This window comes from Streptococcus infantis (genome assembly GCF_000960085.1).
Taxonomy (GTDB): domain Bacteria; phylum Bacillota; class Bacilli; order Lactobacillales; family Streptococcaceae; genus Streptococcus; species Streptococcus infantis_C.
Window position 1 is genome coordinate 1 of record NZ_JYGT01000004.1, and the last position, 19,253, is coordinate 19,253.

18 protein-coding genes and 1 pseudogene are annotated in these 19,253 nt (G+C 39.1%); 12 read left to right on the top strand and 7 right to left on the bottom strand.

The features are described from left to right. A pseudogene (locus TZ94_RS01090) lies at positions 1-308 on the top strand (DUF3796 domain-containing protein); the annotation flags it as partial. A gap of 2 nt (positions 309-310) precedes the next feature. Next, positions 311-535: a helix-turn-helix transcriptional regulator gene (locus tag TZ94_RS01095; protein ID WP_045613392.1), complete on the top strand. Its 225-nt coding sequence runs from the start codon at positions 311-313 to the stop codon at positions 533-535. A gap of 581 nt (positions 536-1,116) precedes the next feature. Here TZ94_RS01095 and TZ94_RS01100 read toward each other — a convergent pair. Genes TZ94_RS01100 through TZ94_RS01110 form a run of 3 tightly spaced genes read right to left on the bottom strand, consistent with a single transcriptional unit; the run spans position 1,117 to position 3,902 of the window. Then, positions 1,117-1,929 (bottom strand): ABC transporter permease, encoded by an 813-nt coding sequence (locus TZ94_RS01100; RefSeq protein ID WP_045613393.1) that lies wholly within the window; start codon positions 1,927-1,929, stop codon positions 1,117-1,119. Position 1,930: 1 nt separating this feature from the next. Continuing rightward, on the bottom strand, positions 1,931-3,523 hold the full coding sequence (locus TZ94_RS09320) for an ATP-binding cassette domain-containing protein (protein WP_052689724.1): 1,593 nt from the start codon (positions 3,521-3,523) through the stop codon (positions 1,931-1,933). A 7-nt stretch (positions 3,524-3,530) separates the two neighbouring features. Continuing rightward, positions 3,531-3,902, bottom strand: coding sequence for a zinc ribbon domain-containing protein (locus TZ94_RS01110; protein ID WP_045613394.1), 372 nt, complete (start codon positions 3,900-3,902; stop codon positions 3,531-3,533). Between the two features lie 284 nt (positions 3,903-4,186). Between TZ94_RS01110 and TZ94_RS01115 the strand changes: the two genes are divergently transcribed. The 5 genes from TZ94_RS01115 (at position 4,187) to nrdI (ending at position 8,877) form a co-directional block, all read left to right on the top strand. Further along, positions 4,187-4,801 (top strand): YesL family protein, encoded by a 615-nt coding sequence (locus TZ94_RS01115; protein WP_045613395.1) that lies wholly within the window; start codon positions 4,187-4,189, stop codon positions 4,799-4,801. Next, positions 4,779-6,452 (top strand): sensor histidine kinase, encoded by a 1,674-nt coding sequence (locus TZ94_RS01120; protein ID WP_052689725.1) that lies wholly within the window; start codon positions 4,779-4,781, stop codon positions 6,450-6,452. Before TZ94_RS01115 ends, TZ94_RS01120 begins: the two co-directional genes overlap by 23 nt. A 2-nt stretch (positions 6,453-6,454) precedes the next feature. After that, positions 6,455-7,741: a response regulator transcription factor gene (locus TZ94_RS01125; RefSeq protein WP_045613396.1), complete on the top strand. Its 1,287-nt coding sequence runs from the start codon at positions 6,455-6,457 to the stop codon at positions 7,739-7,741. Positions 7,742-7,803: 62 nt separating this feature from the next. Then, entirely contained in the window at positions 7,804-8,334 is a 531-nt protein-coding gene (locus tag TZ94_RS01130; RefSeq protein WP_045613397.1) for an ABC transporter permease, read from the top strand. Between the two features lie 75 nt (positions 8,335-8,409). Next, positions 8,410-8,877, top strand: a complete 468-nt coding sequence (gene nrdI / locus TZ94_RS01135) for a class Ib ribonucleoside-diphosphate reductase assembly flavoprotein NrdI (protein ID WP_045613399.1) — start codon at positions 8,410-8,412, stop codon at positions 8,875-8,877. A gap of 266 nt (positions 8,878-9,143) precedes the next feature. On the opposite strand, the gene TZ94_RS01145 is transcribed toward nrdI, so the two are convergent. Both TZ94_RS01145 and argS read right to left on the bottom strand, forming a co-directional pair. Continuing rightward, positions 9,144-9,392: a hypothetical protein gene (locus TZ94_RS01145; RefSeq protein WP_045613402.1), complete on the bottom strand. Its 249-nt coding sequence runs from the start codon at positions 9,390-9,392 to the stop codon at positions 9,144-9,146. Positions 9,393-9,623: 231 nt separating this feature from the next. Then, positions 9,624-11,315, bottom strand: a complete 1,692-nt coding sequence (argS, locus tag TZ94_RS01150; protein ID WP_045613404.1) for an arginine--tRNA ligase — start codon at positions 11,313-11,315, stop codon at positions 9,624-9,626. Between the two features lie 153 nt (positions 11,316-11,468). Between argS and argR the strand changes: the two genes are divergently transcribed. Continuing rightward, complete coding sequence (gene argR, locus TZ94_RS01155; protein ID WP_045613406.1) at positions 11,469-11,915, top strand: arginine repressor; 447 nt, start codon at positions 11,469-11,471, stop codon at positions 11,913-11,915. Positions 11,916-11,961: 46 nt separating this feature from the next. Next, positions 11,962-14,496 carry a DNA mismatch repair protein MutS gene (gene mutS, locus TZ94_RS01160; protein ID WP_045613407.1) on the top strand — a complete coding sequence of 845 codons (2,535 nt, stop codon included), beginning with the start codon at positions 11,962-11,964 and terminating at the stop codon, positions 14,494-14,496. 39 nt (positions 14,497-14,535) lie between these two features. Here the strand turns inward: mutS and TZ94_RS01165 are convergent, their stop codons facing one another. Together TZ94_RS01165 and TZ94_RS01170 are read right to left on the bottom strand one after the other, a co-directional pair. Continuing rightward, complete coding sequence (locus tag TZ94_RS01165) at positions 14,536-14,994, bottom strand: DUF3021 domain-containing protein (RefSeq protein ID WP_045613409.1); 459 nt, start codon at positions 14,992-14,994, stop codon at positions 14,536-14,538. Then, positions 14,991-15,431 (bottom strand): LytTR family DNA-binding domain-containing protein, encoded by a 441-nt coding sequence (locus TZ94_RS01170; RefSeq protein ID WP_045613411.1) that lies wholly within the window; start codon positions 15,429-15,431, stop codon positions 14,991-14,993. Before TZ94_RS01170 ends, TZ94_RS01165 begins: the two co-directional genes overlap by 4 nt. 331 nt (positions 15,432-15,762) lie before the next feature. Between TZ94_RS01170 and rpsL the strand changes: the two genes are divergently transcribed. From rpsL to fusA, 3 genes are all read left to right on the top strand, one after another. Next, entirely contained in the window at positions 15,763-16,176 is a 414-nt protein-coding gene (gene rpsL / locus TZ94_RS01175; RefSeq protein WP_001142332.1) for a 30S ribosomal protein S12, read from the top strand. A gap of 19 nt (positions 16,177-16,195) precedes the next feature. Next, positions 16,196-16,666, top strand: a complete 471-nt coding sequence (rpsG, locus tag TZ94_RS01180; protein WP_000087873.1) for a 30S ribosomal protein S7 — start codon at positions 16,196-16,198, stop codon at positions 16,664-16,666. 392 nt (positions 16,667-17,058) lie between these two features. Then, positions 17,059-19,140, top strand: a complete 2,082-nt coding sequence (gene fusA, locus TZ94_RS01185; protein ID WP_045613413.1) for an elongation factor G — start codon at positions 17,059-17,061, stop codon at positions 19,138-19,140. The last annotated feature ends 113 nt before the right edge of the window (positions 19,141-19,253 follow it).

Below are 19,253 nucleotides of genomic sequence, written 5' to 3' on the forward strand. Positions count from 1 at the left end.
CGACCCCAAGCGAAAGTTCTGGTATTAAAGAATGGATTTTGGGAATTGGCCTCGTTATTGAAGTGATTGTATTTGGTTTTTTCTGTTTGAAAAATGTCAAGGAAACTCCGGACGAACGCTTTTATGCTAATTTAGCAAAGGCAGCAAGCTTAATGTTTGTTTTTATACTAGGCGCACTGATGATTCTAGCAGTTATCATTGGGTATATGGGGTCTCTCACTCTTTACATGGGCCAGATCTTTATTAGCATAGCTGCCTTGATTTTCATCTTTGCGGTTGTCTATCTTATCTTGGAACGGAGAGGATAAGTATGTCCAAAGAAAGCAATATTATTACTAATCTCAAATCTGTTCGTGAGTCCACAGGCATGACCCAGCAGGAGTTAGCCGACCTCATCGGCATGCGACGCGAGACAATTCTTCACTTGGAAAATAACCGTTACAATCCTTCGCTGGAAATGGCTCTTAAAATTGCTCAAGTTTTTAATCTGAAAGTAGAAGACCTCTTTGAACTCAGACAAAAAGAGGAAGCATAATTCTTTTCGAGACCTAGTATTAAGTTCATTGATTAATTAGGAATTGAAGTCAAAAGAAAAAATCCTTTGAAAATGTGCTCTTTTAAAATATAGTAATTCTTTCGAATTAGCGTTTACTAATTGTGATGCTTTACGAGCTTTTTTCAAGCCTGGCTTTGGGTAACAAAAATCAAATATCTGTAAAAGCCTATTAAATTAAGCAATCAAAATTCATTTTCGTTGGAAATAAACACTTATAACCTAATCTTACAAACAATGGATTATCATTAGATTACCAAAACTTCGTTTTCGGAGCTTATGTTATTGAGAAGTGAAGTAAGCATTCAATACGAATTGATATAGAAGAAAAACGCTCTAGTCCTATTTTCTAGAGCGTTTTTGTGTTGTTTTGAAATTACATATCAATTTTATCAACTTGTTATTTATTTTTATGAGTGTACATTTGGCAGAGACAATATCACAGACAATATAGATTCCAATTTTACTATTTTAAATATTTTAAAATAAAAAAGGTAGTAAGAGAGTATCTTACTACCTTTTTTGATTTATAAACCTAGTTTACTAAACTAATTCAATCAACATTAACCTCTCGTATCTTTTTCGACAGATTTTAATAGTTTGCTTGCTAGATAGGCCAATAGGATAGAGAAAGCAACTAAAAGGATCCATGCAACTATTAAATTTACTTGTACTTTTGTTGACGTACTGAAAAATGATCCTCCCTCTTTAAAACCCGCTAAGTCTAAAAGCCCATCAAAACTATAACGACTAAGTGTGAAATAAGATAAGAACTGCAAAAAGCCATTTAAAGGTATATTTCCTGCAAAGAGAAATTGAAGGAGAATGACAAAGGGCATTACAGTCATTGCTTTTTCAACATTTTTAACAATTGAAGAGACAAATAAACCTAAAGCATCTGCCGAATAAATGGTTAAAAATATAGTTAAGAAATAAGAAATGAATCGTAAACTGTCATTATCAAAGATAGTTTTAAATTCTGAAATTGAGTTGTGATAGAATAAGAATAAAATACTGGAGAAAATAATAGCTTGAATTAGAGAAACAAGGGCTTGGAATAGCATATGAGCGAACATATACGATGACAGGTTCATGCCTCCTCGGTATTCGTGCTTAATAATATCTCTTTCTTTACAAATCAATGTAATAGAGTTAAAAACCCCTATCCAAATACAAGCACAAACAATAATGAATGAAGTGGATTTCACTTCTGCACCTAAGCCGGTTGAAAATCCGTCTTTTCCAGCAACAATACAAGTAATAAGGGCAATGATAGCAGTACTTATAAAAGAATACCATCCGTTAGAATTTAAAAAATTTCGTTTAAATTTACCCAAATAGATCAAAATTTGTTCTTTATTCGATGCGTAGTTCATTTTAATCTCCTTTATATTCTTTATATTTTTCGATGTAGTAATCTGGAGTTTGCTCTACTTCAGACACCACAAGTTCAAGTTGATTGACATTAAAGAATTCTAGGGTATCTTCTACAGAGCCATAAAAGGCCAGTTTACCGCACGATTCTTCCTCACTTTTAGCGAGAACTAATACTTTATCAAATAATTCTGGTGTTCGATCTGGACTATGAGAAATAACAAAAACAATCTTATTGTCATCAGCGATACTTCTTAAGCTAGCCATAATTGAACGAGCGTTACTGCCATCTACTCCAGAATCTGGTTCATCTAGAACGAATACAACCGGATCTGCGATATACTCAGTAGCAATACTCAATCTTTTTTTCTCTCCGCCGCTTAATTCAGATACCAAGGCCTCTTTTTTCTTTGTTAGTTTGACTGTTTCTAATACTTTTGAAATTTTTTCTTCTAATAAAGCAGAATCCTTGGTAAAGTCTCGTACGAGTTTCATCTCTGCGGCATTTTTTAGAGTCATATAAACACTATCTTTTTCACGATGAAGACTGAATTGGGGTACATTAGCAATCATTCTTCGAACTTTGTCGAATTGATTATAGATGTTTATATTTCCTAATAAGATATCAGCATCCGCTTTTTCTATGCCCATGATTGCGTTAATCAGTGTGGTTTTTCCTGCTCCTGAACCACCTAAAATGAGCACGATTTGCCCAGAGGATACTTGAAAGTCAATCTCTGATAATAAAAGCTTCTCTCCTGCGAGACGTTTTCGAATTCGAACAGATAACTGTGTATCTTGTTCAATTCTATTGATATTATCTGCGAGACTCTTTCCTTGACTTTCAGTTAATTCATGTTGAAAAACTAAACAATTATTATAAACAACGAAAAGTCGATGATTTATGGATACTAAATCATAGTTATTTAGGTATGTTTTATCCTTAATTAGATGATTATTCAAATAAACCATGTCCCCTAGGGGGTGGACATATATATTCCCATTATCTAGGACTTCAAAATGCTTGTCCACTTTCTCCTCTAGACTTGTGTTGATTTCCTCTTGCTTCCATTCAATATCCTTCTGGTTCATGAGACTAAAAATATAAATAGTATCATCAACACGGAGGTTATCTCGATTATTTAGGTAGTGTTTTTTACCAATATCAATTTTTCTATTGTTTATATAGATGACATCCGTATTACTCTGTAAATAGTAACCAGTATGATCTTTTTCTAATGGAAAATTCTCATCATCATTCAAAATTTCAGTGATTTCTTTGGTAACAACGATAGCTTCTTTGAGAACAAAGGTAAATAAGGAAATTGTATGATCTTGAACTTCCTCTCCTTTGTCTAATTTTTCAGAGATAGTTTCTTTTATCCTATCGCCTACATTTTTGAGAGTTGATGGCTTTTTGAAAGGAATATTTTTATTTTCTTGACCGTTGTCTCTATAAATTTTATCGACATACTTTAAGTCCACTTTAGGTTTTGTATTATCAACATACTCTCCACAAAAAGGACAGAATTTCCAACCGATTCCAATATTTTTGAAACAGTTCGAACATTTTAGTTTTACAATATAATCCTTCATTTCGACTCTACTTTACTACTTTTCCACAATTGATGCAAAATTCGAAGCTTTTTGATAGACTTGTTCCACAATGGGGACAAGAAACTAGGTCTTGACCAGATGAATCAATAGATTTTTGAAGAGAAATCTGCTCTTGAAAGAGCTTAGTGATTTCAGCGATTTCAATTGAATAGAGAGGATTTTCCTTTATTTCTTCTAAATGTTCTTCAACAAATTTGATGCCTATTAATCTATACAAGTCATTGATTTGATTTTGTAGTACTTGAATTTCCTTTTTCTTGCGAAGGTTTTCTGCATTTTGCTTTCCTTCTGAAATAACAGTGCTTGTTGTCTCTTTGACAAGTCTAGCTCCATCTTTCAATTGATCTAAAAAAGCCATCTGTTCTCCTTATCTATGATTATTGTAAGTATATATTTCACTTGATTCCAGTATAACACATATGATAATATTATCAAAATTTCCATATACCGTTTTAAAAGTTAATAGAAAATAGTTTGATATTGGGATTCATAAGTTCTAATCAAGCTTGTACTTAGAGAAGTGATGGTTGTAACGGACATAATTCCAATATAGCTTTTTTCTATTTATATTTACTGCTCCTATTTTTGAGAGCGCTTGAAATATGTTATAATAAAACTAGATTAATTTATAGGAGGCAAACCGTGGGAAATTTCATTGAGCTAGTCTTTCATCGTTTCTTTTTGGGGATGATTGCGACAGCTTATTTTTGGTTATTGACACTAGCAGGAGGAGTGGTCTTTGGTATAGCGCCCGCTAGTGCAACTCTCATGAGTTTATATGCAGAACACGGTTATTCTTATCGTGCTTATCGTTTTAAGGAAGCCTGGGCTTTGTTTAAGAGTAATTTTGTCAAAAGCAATCTCAGCTTTTATACCTTTATGGGAATTGACTTAATCTTGATTTACGGTTTGTATCTGATGATTCAATTGCCCAACCAGACCATTATCCACTTGGCAGCAACCTTTCTAAATATCTTTTTAGTAGCCTTGGTATTTCTAGGCTATGCAGTGTCTTTAAAACTGCAGGTTTACTTTGAATTATCCTATAAAAACACTCTAAAGCTTGCTTTTATCGGAATATTTATGAGCCTATCAGCCATGACCAAGGTTCTTCTTGGAAGTGTCTTGTTGATTATTATTGGTTTCTACATGCCAGCCCTCCTTATTTTTGTAGGCATTGGAATGTGGCACTTCTTTATTAGTGATTTATTGGAGCCTGTTTATGAGAGTATTCATGAAAAATTGGCCACAAAATAATACCAAACAGTTTCGTCTCCACTCACTTCTTAGACTCTATAGTCTGGTCATGATTGCTATCATCACTTGTTTTGCTCTCTTGCTTTCCTATGCCTACTGGGATATGCGTGAAAAGGAAGCAAGTCGAGTTAGTCAACGTGTCTTGGCTCGGACAGTCGATGAGGTTGAATACTATTACCGTGAATCCACTCGCTTGGCTCAAGGTTTGGTAGAAAATCAAGCTCGCATCGAAGGGATTTATAAGTATTTCAGTCTCAGTACACCAGACTATTTCTATTGGCAACTCGAACGAAAGGCGTCTCCTTATATTTCGGTCTCTATTTATGAAAATATCGATGATATCTACGTTCGAAATGATTTTGTGAGCGGTGTTGCGATTGTTCTGCAGGATTCAACCGAGGTTTTTGTTTCCAAGAGAGATAATCGAAGTGGACAGAAGGTTCCAGCTGAACACTTTAAACCAGATGCCAATAGTTTTGCCGTTCCAGTATCTGATCCAGTATCAGACCGGGCCCTAGGAGTTATTTATATCTCAGTGCCACCGGAAGTCCTCTATAAGGCGATTGATAACACTAGAGGAATCGTTCCAGTCACTGTTTCTGTCATCACGCCCTATGAAACAGATATGTTCGATTTGGGAGAAAAAAGGACTAGAGGTTCTTGGCTTGTAGGAACAACAGCGCACGGTTATCAGGTTCAAGTGGCCGTGCCTCAGAACTATGTTTTAAATAGTAGTTTAGCGAGTTCAGCTCTAATCATTGGTTTGAGTGCTCTCTTTATCATCATCTTATATGTCACCCTAAGAAGAACCTTTTTTGATTATCAACTTCAGGTTGTGGACTTGGTGGATTCGATTCAAGCCATTACTAAGGGAGAGCAAACCAAGAGGATCAATACCGACAAAAAGGATCAAGAATTACTTTTGATTGCTGAGACGACAAACGATATGTTAGACCGGCTGGAAAGTAATATTCACGATATTTATCAACTGGAACTCAATCAAAAAGATGCCAACATGCGTGCGCTACAGGCTCAAATTAATCCGCATTTCATGTATAATACTCTGGAGTTTTTGCGGATGTATGCTGTGATGGAGAATCAAAATGAACTAGCAGATATCATCTATGAGTTCAGTAGTCTCCTACGCAATAATATTTCCGACGAGCGAGAAACGACACTCAAACAAGAAGTGGAGTTTTGTCGGAAGTACAGTTATCTCTGTATGGTTCGCTATCCAAAATCCATTGCATACGGATTTAAGATTGACCCTGAATTGGAAGAAATGCGTATTCCAAAGTTCACTCTCCAACCCTTGGTAGAAAATTATTTTGCCCATGGGGTTGACCACAGAAGAACAGATAATGTGATCAGTATCAAGGCTTTGAAAAAAGATGGCTATGTCGAAATCTTGGTAACCGATAATGGCCGTGGGATGTCTGCTGAAAAACTAGCAGAAATCCAAGCTAAATTAACTCAAAGAACCTTTGAACACACAGCAGATTATAGTGGGGAACGGCAGTCTATTGGGATTGTGAATATCCACGAACGCTTTGTGCTCTACTTTGGAGACCGCTATGACATTAGTGTAGAATCCGCTGAACAAGAAGGAGTTCAATATAGAATCACCATTCAGGACGAAGAGAAAGGATAAACATGTATAAAGTACTATTAGTAGACGATGAGTACATGATTACAGAAGGGCTCAAGCGTTTGATTCCTTTTGAAAAATGGGATATGGAAGTCGTCGCAACAGCCAATCATGCTGACGACGCTCTGGACTATGTTCGAGAGCATCCTGTAGATGTCGTCATTTCTGATGTCAACATGCCTGACAAGACAGGTCTTGAAATGATTGGGGAGATGAAGGAATTGTTGCCAGATGCATATTATATCCTTCTCTCGGGTTATCAAGAATTTGACTATGTCAAAAAAGCTATGAACCTCAATGTTGTAGACTATCTTGTCAAACCAGTTGATAAGGTCGAGCTAGAGCATTTACTTGAGAAAATCCTCGGTCAGCTTCGTGAGAAAGTGCATGAACCAGAAATGTTAAGCCAAAAATTAGATGAAGAAGCATTTAAGGCGCATCTCTCTCAAAAAGAAAACTGGTGGATTGGACTTTCCCAGGAAAAACAAGGGGATTTTGTCATTCCTTACTACGTCCTAGGTCAAGACTGGCAAATTGTGATTGCAGACCAGAAATTCGACGGTTTACTCGTTCTGCCTTTTGAGGCACCTTATCAGGCCAACTTTGAAAAATGGAAGTTTGATGCTGAAAAAGCACTTTTCTATGGAACGGTAAATCTAGATCAGTCTGAAAGTCTCTTCTCATATTATGAACCCATCTATCGAGTTATCATCCAGGGAAATCTTCAGCAGATTATCGATGAGTTAAACCTACTCGAGAAGATTGTGCTAGAAAATACACCTAGAGTATCCATCACCAAGCAACTCTTTACTCAGTTTGTTATGGATGTCTTTCATCTCTTCGAGCATCTGAAAGCAGATGATATGACAGATATCGTCAAGAATATTCAAGCCATCACATACTTTGAGGACTTAGTCGCTTATACAAAAGAAACCTTAACTTCCTTCTTTGGTCAATACCGCATGAATGAAAATGTCGTCAGTGTTCTCGAAGTTATTGGTAGAGATTACAAAAAAGAGTTATCTCTCAAGGATATCAGTAAGGACCTCTTTATCAACCCTGTGTATTTAGGGCAGTTAATCAAGAAGGAAACCAATTCAACCTTTGCGGAACTTCTCAATAAGCAACGCATCAAGGCTGCCCAGCAACTCTTGCTCTCTACAAACGATAGTATTGAGGATATCTGCTATACGGTTGGGTATAGTAATGTAGGGTACTTCTACAAGGTTTTTCGAAAACTATGTGGAAAGTCTCCTAAGGCCTACCGCAAGCAGATTGATGTAACCCTCTAACTTTTGTTATCCATTTTAAAATATGCTATAATAAGTTTAAAAAATATGAGGAGGTTACTTTTATGAAAAAGAAACCAATCTATCTATGGGTATTACTGATTTTTTCAGCCTTACTCTCAGCAATGTCGCTATTTGGAATCATATCTCCAGTACCTACTGCGGAGGGTATGAGCAATTTAGAAACATCAGCATCAGGTGTTAATGCCACTTATGCTAAGGAGCTCGTTGATTATACGATTAAGGTATCGGAGCATGGTCATTCTGTCTTCAGTATTCTCTTGGTTGTCTTATCTGTTATTCTAGTTGTTGTGGCTTTGTTTTTCCTTGTTCGTAAAAACATCCAATTGGCTAACTACACTTATCTTGGTTATGTCTTCGTTGCCATCGTTGGTTCTATCTACAACTTTATCGGCGTTCAGGATGCGGTTTCACTTTTTACAGATCCTAACATCCGTATGGGAGCGGAGCTTGGTGCCAAAGGTTCAGCCATTTTTGGGATCGTACTCAATGTTATCTTCCTAGCAATCGTCTTCTATAAAATGTGGCGTCAGCAAAAAGAATTAACAGAATCTCAAGAGGAAGAACTCGCCTAAGAGTTGACAAAGAATAACTATCAAGATACAATCTTGGTAGTTATTTTTTTGGATTCGAGAAAGAGGGAGGAAAAGATGAAAAAAATTTCCTTGGTCTATATAAGTTTGAGTGGCAATACGGAAAGTTTCGTAACCCGGCTAAAAGCATATTTGTTGGAGCAGTATGAGAACATTGAAGTAGAAAAGATTCATATTAAAGACTTGGTCAAAGATGGAGAAGACTTCTTTGAGATGACTAATCCATATGTGGCTTTTCTACCAACCTATCTAGAAGGCGGTAATGGTGTTGACAATGGAGACGTGGAAATTTTGACCACTCCAGTAGGTGACTTTATCGCCTATGGTGACAATGCCAGTAAGTGTTTTGGTGTTGTAGGATCAGGTAACCGCAATTTTAACAATCAATACTGTTTGACAGCTAAGCAATACAGCCAACGTTTTGGTTTCCCTGTTTTAGCTGATTTTGAGATGCGTGGCATGCTGGGAGACATCAAAAAGGTTGCAGCTATTATTGCAGAACTTTATGAACTTGAATCCTTGTAAGAGGACAGATTTTTTGTCGAAATGAGTAAATTCCTTAGATTTTTCTATCATAAGAAAGGTAAACCAAGCTTTAAAAATATTATGCTATGTAGTGCCTTGCTGCTCTTGGCAATTAGTCTGATACTGTTCTCTGAGAAATTTCTTGATGAAAGTTTGTCAACTTACGGAACCATGGCATCACTAGGAATTGTTATTTTGGTGGGAATCTTAGTTGTAAGAAAAAATAAATAAAAAAGACTCGAGAATTTTTATCTCGAGCTTTTTTGTTAGTTGCGAATTTCGTCAACGATTTCTTTTGAAATGGGAATTCCTAAACGGTAACCTTTATTGATGTAGTCGATGACATCATTGATGTTTTCTATCGTTTGGATTTTCTCTTTGATAGCTGCACGAAAAGCTTGGTCTTTCAATAGCTGGTCCTGAAGCAGTCTTTGAAGTTTTTCTTTTTCGTATTTATTGACAAGAAAGAGGAAAAGAAGACTGATAACAACTAAGATATAAGCATACTGGCTCATAAAAATTCTCCCTAAGTGATAAAGAAGTAGGTGGTAAGAGAAAAGCGAAACTTCTTCGCTTTTCGACTGATGATACTGTAAAGCATTTAGGCAAGTCGCCTCATTTACGACGTCGTAGCCCCTAAATCGATTATATTTAGGAACCACGACTAGTGAAGCAGTTAGCTAGTCCGCATAAAAGTGGCTAGCGTCCAACAATTAGGAACTTTAGTTCCAATTGTTGGTACTGAATCACATCTTCTCTGGCGCCTCTACACCCAGCAAACGAAGGGCTTCTTTGAGGACGACTGCAGTTGCGTAGCTGAGGGCTAGACGACTGTCACGTTCTGGACTTTCATCCAAGATACGAGTGTGGGCATAGTATTTGTTAAAGGCTTGGGCCAAGCTAATCGCAAATTTAGCGATGATAGAAGGCTCGTAGTTGTCAGCTGCACGTTTAATAATACGTGGGAAGTCTTGGATTAGCTTGATGATTTCCCAGCTTTCAGCATCGTTCAAGCTATAGTTGGCACCTGCTTCAGGTTTGAAATCGGCTTTACGCAAGATGGATTGGATACGAGCATAAGCGTATTGAACATAAGGACCAGTCTCACCTTCAAAGGATACCATAGCTTCGAGGTCGAAGTCGTAGCCGTTTGTACGGTCGGTTTTAAGGTCATAGAATTTAATAGCCCCAACTCCAACAGCATGAGCGACTTGGTCTTTGTTTTCAAGTTCAGGATTTTTGGCTTCGATCTGCGCTTTTGCACGGCTGATGGCTTCTGCAACAGTTGGCTCTAACAAGATAACATTCCCTTTACGAGTAGAAAGTTTCTTTCCTTCTTTTGTAACCAATCCAAACGGAACATGGACAATATCTTGACTCCAATCGTAGCCCATCTCTTGTAGTACTGCCTTGAGTTGTTTAAAGTGAGCAGATTGCTCTTGACCAACGACATAGATAGATTTGGCAAATTGATATTCGTTTTTACGGTAGAGAGCCGCAGCCAAGTCACGTGTGATGTAGAGAGTTGCACCGTCAGATTTCTTGATAAGAGCTGGGTGTTCAATTCCGTATTTTTCAAGATTCACAACTTGAGCACCTTCTGATTCGACCAAAAGTCCTTTTTCGGCGAGGATATCTACAACTGCATCCATTTTATCGTTGTAGAAGGCTTCTCCGTTGTAGCTATCAAATTCAACTTGTAACTCATTGTATAGACGGTTAAATTCTACCAAGCTTTCATCGCGGAACCATTGCCAAAGAGCAAGAGCTTCCTCATCGCCGCTTTCAAGTTTGCGGAACCATTCACGTGCTTCCTCATCCAAGCTTGGATCGTTCTCAGCTTCAGCATTGATACGGACGTAGAGCTTGAGAAGTTCATCGATTGGATGAGCTTTGACAGCTTCTTCGTTACCCCATTTCTTGTAGGCAACAATCAACATCCCAAACTGTTTCCCCCAGTCTCCCAAGTGGTTGACCTTGACAGTTTGATAGCCGATTTTTTGGAAGATTTGTGACAAGCTGTCACCGATAACTGTTGAACGAAGGTGGCCGATAGAAAATGGTTTAGCGATATTAGGACTAGACATGTCGATAACGATATTTTCTTGGTTACCAATTGTTTGGTCAGCGTAGTGATTTTTTTCAGTAACGACGTTCTGTAACACTTGACTAGAAATGGCAGCCTTATCAAGGAAGAAGTTGACGTAAGGACCTGTTGCTACAACCTTTTCAAAAGCTTGACTATTGATCTTTTCAGCGATGTCAGCAGCAATCATTTGGGGAGCTTTGCGTTCAACCTTTGCTAATGAAAAGACAGGGAAGGCGATGTCTCCCATATCTGAGTTTTTAGGTGTTTCTAGTAAATTTAAAATAGCCTCTTGATCCAGGCTATCAATGACGCTAGCCAACTCGCCAGCAATCAATTCTTTTGTATTCATTTAGGGCTCCTTTAGGGCTTTTCTACTATTTTAACACAATTTACTACATTTTTTTGGAAAGAAGAGAATTTTTTTGAAATATCCAGTTTTTTTGATATAATGTTCTTACTAAAAAAATGTAAAATGTTATAAATATGCACTCGAGAGGAACATATGAGAAAAAGAGAACGTCATCAGCTTATTAAGCGAATGATTACAGAAGAAAAATTAGGAACTCAAAAAGAAATCCAGGATCGTTTGGAAGCTTGTAATGTCTTTGTGACACAGACAACTTTATCTCGTGATTTGCGAGAGCTTGGCTTAACCAAAGTTAAGAAAAACGATGTTGTCTATTATGTATTAGCAAATGAGACAGAAAAGATTGATTTGGTCGAATTTCTTTCACATCACTTAGAAGGTGTTGCAAGAGCTGAGTTTACCTTAGTTTTGCACACTAAATTGGGTGAAGCCGCGGTTTTAGCCAATGTTGTTGATGACAACAAGGATGAATGGATTTTAGGAACAGTTGCAGGAGCAAATACCTTGTTAGTCATCTGTAAAGATCAACATGCTGCTAAAGTGATGGAAGAACGCCTGCTAGAGTTAATGGAAGATAGATAAGGTCTTGAGAGCTTCTCTCAGGACTGTTTTTACAAGGAGAGAATGAATGACTACTGAAAAATTATCACCGGGTATGCAACAGTATGTGGATATCAAAAAGCAATATCCAGATGCTTTTTTGCTTTTTCGTATGGGTGATTTTTATGAGTTGTTTTATGAGGATGCAGTTAATGCTGCCCAGATACTAGAAATCTCACTGACCAGTCGTAATAAAAATGCTGAAAATCCTATTCCCATGGCTGGTGTTCCTTACCACTCTGCCCAACAATATATCGATGTTCTAGTGGAGCGTGGCTACAAGGTTGCTATAGCTGAACAGATGGAAGATCCTAAACAGGCTGTCGGTGTGGTCAAGCGTGAAGTTGTCCAGGTTATTACACCAGGGACGGTCGTTGATAGTAGCAAGCCGGATAGTCAAAACAACTTTTTGGTAGCTATTGATCGTGATGGGTCTCAATATGGTTTAGCCTACATGGACCTAGTAACAGGTGATTTTTATGTAACGGGGCTATCAGATTTTTCTCTAGTCTGTGGTGAAATCCGCAATCTCAAAGCGAGAGAAGTGGTGATTGGTTATGACTTGCCTGAAGTAGAAGAGCAGATTCTCAGTCGTCAAATGAATCTAGTTCTTTCCTACGAACAGGGAACTTATGAAGACCTACATCTATTAGATTCAGGATTGGCTCCTGTTGAGCAAGCAGCTAGCAGTAAACTACTCCAATATGTTCATCGGACTCAGATGAGAGAGTTGAATCACTTAAAACATGTTATCCGCTATGAAATCAAGGATTTCTTGCAGATGGATTATGCGACCAAGGCTAGTCTGGATCTGGTTGAAAATGCTCGCTCAGGTAAGAAACAAGGCAGTCTTTTCTGGTTGTTAGATGAAACCAAGACTGCCATGGGGATGCGTCTTCTACGTTCTTGGATTCAAAGTCCTTTGATTGATAAGGAACGTATCCTTGAACGTCAGGAAGTTGTGCAAGTGTTTCTGGATTATTTCTTTGAGCGCAGTGATTTGACAGAAAGCCTCAAGGGAGTCTACGATATCGAGCGTTTGGCTAGCCGTGTTTCTTTTGGGAAAAGCAACCCCAAAGATCTCTTGCAGCTAGCGACTACTCTAGCCAGTGTTCCTCGGATTCGAGCGATTTTGGAGGGAATGGAGCAACCGGCTCTAGCCTATCTAATTGAACAGCTGGACGCTATTCCTGAGTTGGAGAGTCTTATAAGCGCAGCCATTGCTCCGGAAGCTCCTCATGTCATTACCGAGGGTGGCATTATTCGAACTGGCTTTGACGAGACCTTGGACAAATACCGTCGTGTTCTCAGAGAAGGGACTAGTTGGATTGCTGAGATTGAGGCCAAGGAAAGAGAAAATTCTGGTATCCATACGCTCAAGATTGATTACAATAAAAAGGACGGCTACTATTTCCATGTGACCAATTCGCAGCTAGGTAATGTTCCAGCCCACTTTTTCCGCAAGGCTACGCTGAAAAACTCTGAGCGTTTTGGAACAGAGGAGTTGGCGCGTATCGAGGGTGAAATGCTAGAGGCGCGTGAGAAATCAGCAAATCTAGAGTACGAAATCTTTATGCGTATTCGTGAGGAGGTTGGCAAGTATATCCAACGTCTACAGGCTCTGGCTCAAGGAATTGCGACTGTCGATGTCTTGCAAGGCTTGGCAGTAGTTGCAGAAAAACAACACCTGATTCGACCAGAGTTTGGGCAAGAGTCGCGGATTGATATCCAGAATGGTCGTCACGCAGTTGTTGAAAAGGTCATGGGAGCTCAAACCTATATCCCAAATAGTATCCAAATGGATGAAGATACTAGCATTCAACTAATTACAGGGCCGAACATGAGCGGTAAGTCAACCTACATGCGCCAACTAGCCATTACAGCGGTTATGGCGCAGATGGGATCTTATGTCCCTGCAGAAAGTGCTCGTTTGCCAATCTTTGATGCAATTTTTACCCGTATCGGGGCGGCAGATGACTTGGTTTCTGGTCAATCAACATTTATGGTAGAGATGATGGAAGCTAACAATGCTATTAGTCATGCGACAAAGGATTCATTGATTCTCTTTGATGAGCTTGGTCGTGGAACCGCAACTTATGACGGGATGGCTTTAGCCCAGTCTATTATCGAGTACATCCATGAGCATATTGGAGCCAAGACTCTCTTTGCGACCCACTACCATGAATTAACCAGTCTGGAGGCTAGTCTTGAACATCTAGTAAATGTTCACGTGGCTACGCTAGAGCAGAATGGTCAAGTTACTTTCCTTCATAAGATTGAACCAGGTCCAGCAGACAAATCATACGGTATTCACGTTGCCAAGATTGCAGGCTTGCCAGCAGACTTACTAGCAAGAGCTGATACTATTTTAGCTCAGCTAGAGAGTCAAGGTCAGGGTAATCCACTTTCTATCAATCAAAGGAACGTTGTCAATGAGCAAATGTCTCTCTTTGATGAAAAAGAAGAAAGTCCTATCCTAGCAGAGTTGGCTGAAGTAGATGTTTACAATATGACACCTATGCAAGCCATGAACCTCTTGCTAGAATGGAAGCAAAAACTATAATCAAAAACCCACTCAGTCCTGTGAGTGGGTTTTTAGCTATTATTTTTTATGAGCCAATAGTTGATTGATGTCTGCAACTTTTTTAGATTCTCTCTTGTAGAGAACAATCCAGATGATGAGGTAGACGATTGCAAACTCTGGGATGAGCTGAAGGATGAAAGTCCAGTGAAGCGGGAACCAACCAGCTAAGATTGCTAGAGGGACGAAACCTAGCAACATAAGGAAGAAGTGAGTGACAGTAGCTCGAAGGAGACTCCAGTCTTGGGCAAAGAGACGACCGCCAAAACTAAAGAGGACTCCAATTGCTGCCCAAATAAGCAGACAGTAAAGTAGGACGAGTGACCCATGAACCTGATGTTGGGTCATGAATTGACCGATCAAAGAGTTGGGGCTGAGAGGTGCGTAGTTACTTGGTGAGTGGATAAACGAAAAGATAATAGATAGGATGAGGCCGATGAGGATACCAGTTGTGGCATCGTGAAATACTTGTTTTTTCATAGTTCTAATTTCTCCTTAATAGCTTTGAGGTAACGGCGAGATGAGTAGGTAAAACTGTCGTTTTTGAGATAAATTTCAATCAAGCCGTTAGAGGTTAGTTTAAGATGACTGATAGCATCAATGTTGACAATTTCCGATTGGGAAATTTGGATAAAGGAAGCAGGTAAAATTTCAACTGCTTGGTAGAGACGAATGTCGAGTGCATAGGTTCGATTACCCGTTTCAGCTATCACTTTACGGTTTTCAATGTAAATCCGTTGAATCTTTTGAATTTCGATAAGAAAAACCTGATCTTGAAATTTTCCTTTAAGAGTTTCTTTTTGATCCAGCGATTGAACAAAGTCTTTAACTTTTTGAACTCTTGGAGACAAGGTTGGTGCCTCTATGAAGATTTGTTCTTCGGCATATTGTTTATCAATGTCAAGTCTGACTTTCATAATTTCTCCTTTATCAAGTTGTAATAGAGATCTCTTACTTACAAATCTATTAAACACCATTTTCTAGACAATTACAAGGTGATTTGACTATATGGTCGGATACAGAGTCTATGTGGTTTGTAATAAAACAAAGATGAAGGAAGTCGAAAAATAAGAAGAAATGTATTGACAAAGATAGAAAAATCGTGGTACAATAATAGACGGTACTTTTTACTTTTGGTCTCTCAAAAGTGTACAGGGACGTGCTGACAAATGTTGCAAAAGTACACACAGATGATAGCTGTCACCAAGTGTATCATCACCAAAAATAAAAAAACACAGGAGAATGTAGATGCCTACAATTAACCAATTGGTTCGCAAACCGCGTAAATCAAAAGTAGAAAAATCTAAATCACCAGCTTTGAACGTTGGTTACAACAGTCATAAAAAAGTTCAAACAAACGTTTCTTCACCACAAAAACGTGGTGTAGCAACTCGTGTTGGAACTATGACACCTAAAAAACCTAACTCTGCCCTTCGTAAATTTGCTCGTGTACGTTTGAGCAACCTTATCGAAGTTACTGCCTACATCCCAGGTATCGGACACAACTTGCAAGAGCACAGCGTGGTACTTCTTCGCGGTGGACGTGTAAAAGACCTTCCAGGGGTACGTTACCATATCGTCCGTGGTGCACTTGATACTGCAGGTGTTAACGATCGTAAACAAGGCCGTTCTAAATACGGTACTAAACGTCCAAAAGCATAAGGAAAGGGGATAAAGAGAAATGAGTCGTAAAAATAGAGCTCCAAAACGTGACGTATTGCCAGATCCGCTTTACAATTCACAATTAGTTACTCGTCTTATCAACCGCGTTATGCTTGATGGTAAACGTGGTACAGCTGCTTCAATCGTTTACGGTGCTTTTGAGCAAATCAAAGAAGCTACTGGTAACGATGCACTTGAAGTATTTGAAACAGCTATGGAAAACATCATGCCTGTACTTGAAGTACGTGCACGTCGTGTTGGTGGATCTAACTACCAAGTCCCAGTTGAAGTTCGTCCAGAACGTCGTACAACACTTGGACTTCGTTGGTTGGTAACAATCGCTCGCCTTCGTGGTGAACACACAATGCAAGACCGTCTTGCAAAAGAAATCTTGGATGCTGCTAACAACACTGGTGCAGCAGTTAAGAAACGTGAAGACACTCACCGTATGGCTGAAGCTAACCGTGCCTTCGCACACTTCCGTTGGTAATATAGGATGCGAAAGCGTTAAGAAAGTCCCAGAGAAAATAGGGAATCAAAGCAGGTTGCGATTGCAACCAATGAGATTCATCTTTTTCTCCAGACTTTTAGCTTGAGCTCAACTAGATCATGATGCTAGGAACGGTAAGGATGCAAGGTGAAAATAGGAAACTGACGCAGTATTCGACGAATACAAGGAAGTTTATCTTTTTCACACAGCATCCCGTTCCGGCTCAAATCGGCTAATTAACTTTAGCCCGAGTTCAATTCAACTTCCCATCTCACAAGTTGAAACCAACTAAACAAGATAAACATTGAGAACGGGTGGGTCCTGCCTATCCGTTTTTATTAAATCGTGTTATAATAGAATAGAAATAAAAAATAATAGGAGAAACAAACCTCATGGCACGCGAATTTTCACTTGAAAAAACTCGTAATATCGGTATCATGGCTCACGTCGATGCCGGTAAAACAACTACAACTGAGCGTATTCTTTACTACACTGGTAAAATCCACAAAATCGGTGAAACTCACGAAGGTGCGTCACAAATGGACTGGATGGAGCAAGAGCAAGAACGTGGTATCACTATCACATCTGCTGCGACAACAGCTCAATGGAACAACCACCGCGTAAACATCATCGACACACCAGGACACGTGGACTTCACAATCGAAGTACAGCGTTCTCTTCGTGTATTGGACGGTGCGGTTACAGTTCTTGACTCACAATCAGGTGTTGAGCCTCAAACTGAAACAGTTTGGCGTCAAGCAACTGAGTACGGAGTTCCACGTATCGTATTTGCCAACAAAATGGACAAAATCGGTGCTGACTTCCTTTACTCAGTAAGCACACTTCACGATCGTCTTCAAGCGAACGCACACCCAATTCAATTGCCAATCGGATCTGAAGATGACTTCCGTGGTATCATCGACTTGATCAAGATGAAAGCTGAAATCTATACTAACGACCTTGGTACAGATATCCTTGAAGAAGATATTCCAGCTGAATACCTTGACCAAGCTCAAGAATACCGTGAAAAATTGGTTGAAGCAGTTGCTGAAACTGATGAAGAATTGATGATGAAATACCTTGAAGGTGAAGAAATCACTAACGAAGAATTGAAAGCTGCTATCCGTAAAGCAACTATCAACGTTGAATTCTTCCCAGTATTGTGTGGTTCTGCCTTCAAGAACAAAGGTGTTCAATTGATGCTTGATGCAGTTATCGACTACCTTCCAAGCCCACTTGATATCCCAGCAATCAAAGGTATCAACCCAGATACAGATGAAGAAGAAACTCGTCCTGCATCTGACGAAGAGCCATTTGCAGCTCTTGCCTTCAAGATCATGACTGACCCATTCGTAGGTCGTTTGACATTCTTCCGTGTTTACTCAGGTGTACTTCAATCAGGTTCTTACGTATTGAACACTTCTAAAGGTAAACGTGAACGTATCGGACGTATCCTTCAAATGCACGCTAACAGCCGTCAAGAAATCGACACTGTTTACTCAGGTGATATCGCTGCTGCCGTTGGTTTGAAAGATACTACAACTGGTGACTCATTGACAGATGAAAAAGCGAAAATCATCCTTGAGTCAATCAACGTTCCAGAACCAGTTATCCAATTGATGGTTGAGCCAAAATCTAAAGCGGACCAAGACAAGATGGGTATCGCCCTTCAAAAATTGGCTGAAGAAGATCCAACATTCCGCGTTGAAACTAACGTTGAAACTGGTGAAACAGTTATCTCTGGTATGGGTGAGCTTCACCTTGACGTCCTTGTTGACCGTATGCGTCGTGAGTTCAAAGTTGAAGCTAACGTAGGTGCTCCTCAAGTATCTTACCGTGAAACATTCCGCGCTTCTACTCAAGCACGTGGATTCTTCAAACGTCAGTCTGGTGGTAAAGGTCAATTCGGTGATGTATGGATTGAATTTACTCCAAACGAAGAAGGTAAAGGATTCGAATTCGAAAACGCAATCGTCGGTGGTGTGGTTCCTCGTGAATTTATCCCAGCGGTTGAAAAAGGTTTGGTAGAATCTATGGCAAACGGTGTTCTTGCTGGTTACCCAATGGTTGACGTTAAAGCTAAGCTTTACGATGGTTCATACCACGATGTCGACTCATCTGAAACTGCCTTCAAGATCGCTGCATCTCTTGCACTTAAAGAAGCTGCTAAGACTGCACAACCAGCTATCCTTGAACCAATGATGCTTGTAACAATCACTGTTCCAGAAGAAAACCTTGGTGATGTTATGGGTCACGTAACTGCTCGTCGTGGACGTGTAGATGGTATGGAAGCACACGGTAACAGCCAAATCGTTCGTGCTTATGTTCCACTTGCTGAAATGTTCGGTTACGCAACAGTTCTTCGTTCTGCATCACAAGGACGTGGTACATTCATGATGGTATTCGACCACTACGAAGATGTACCTAAGTCAGTACAAGAAGAAATCATTAAGAAAAACAAAGGTGAAGAATAATTCACCGTCACTTTAAAAGAAGTCATTTTGTGGCTTCTTTTTCTGTTTGGTAGAAATAGCTAAAATAGCCTCAAATATGGTAAAATAGAAGGAGTATATTGTGAGGAAAATGG

Excerpts from the sequence above, each read along its gene's own strand:
- TZ94_RS01095 (WP_045613392.1), top strand. The coding sequence starts at position 311 with ATGTCCAAAGAAAGCAATATTATTACTAATCTCAAATCTGTTCGTGAG.
- TZ94_RS01100 (WP_045613393.1), bottom strand. The coding sequence starts at position 1,929 with ATGAACTACGCATCGAATAAAGAACAAATTTTGATCTATTTGGGTAAA.
- TZ94_RS09320 (WP_052689724.1), bottom strand. The coding sequence starts at position 3,523 with ATGAAGGATTATATTGTAAAACTAAAATGTTCGAACTGTTTCAAAAAT.
- TZ94_RS01110 (WP_045613394.1), bottom strand. The coding sequence starts at position 3,902 with ATGGCTTTTTTAGATCAATTGAAAGATGGAGCTAGACTTGTCAAAGAG.
- TZ94_RS01120 (WP_052689725.1), top strand. The coding sequence starts at position 4,779 with ATGAAAAATTGGCCACAAAATAATACCAAACAGTTTCGTCTCCACTCA.
- TZ94_RS01125 (WP_045613396.1), top strand. The coding sequence starts at position 6,455 with ATGTATAAAGTACTATTAGTAGACGATGAGTACATGATTACAGAAGGG.
- TZ94_RS01130 (WP_045613397.1), top strand. The coding sequence starts at position 7,804 with ATGAAAAAGAAACCAATCTATCTATGGGTATTACTGATTTTTTCAGCC.
- nrdI (WP_045613399.1), top strand. The coding sequence starts at position 8,410 with ATGAAAAAAATTTCCTTGGTCTATATAAGTTTGAGTGGCAATACGGAA.
- TZ94_RS01145 (WP_045613402.1), bottom strand. The coding sequence starts at position 9,392 with ATGAGCCAGTATGCTTATATCTTAGTTGTTATCAGTCTTCTTTTCCTC.
- argS (WP_045613404.1), bottom strand. The coding sequence starts at position 11,315 with ATGAATACAAAAGAATTGATTGCTGGCGAGTTGGCTAGCGTCATTGAT.
- argR (WP_045613406.1), top strand. The coding sequence starts at position 11,469 with ATGAGAAAAAGAGAACGTCATCAGCTTATTAAGCGAATGATTACAGAA.
- mutS (WP_045613407.1), top strand. The coding sequence starts at position 11,962 with ATGACTACTGAAAAATTATCACCGGGTATGCAACAGTATGTGGATATC.
- TZ94_RS01165 (WP_045613409.1), bottom strand. The coding sequence starts at position 14,994 with ATGAAAAAACAAGTATTTCACGATGCCACAACTGGTATCCTCATCGGC.
- TZ94_RS01170 (WP_045613411.1), bottom strand. The coding sequence starts at position 15,431 with ATGAAAGTCAGACTTGACATTGATAAACAATATGCCGAAGAACAAATC.
- rpsL (WP_001142332.1), top strand. The coding sequence starts at position 15,763 with ATGCCTACAATTAACCAATTGGTTCGCAAACCGCGTAAATCAAAAGTA.
- rpsG (WP_000087873.1), top strand. The coding sequence starts at position 16,196 with ATGAGTCGTAAAAATAGAGCTCCAAAACGTGACGTATTGCCAGATCCG.
- fusA (WP_045613413.1), top strand. The coding sequence starts at position 17,059 with ATGGCACGCGAATTTTCACTTGAAAAAACTCGTAATATCGGTATCATG.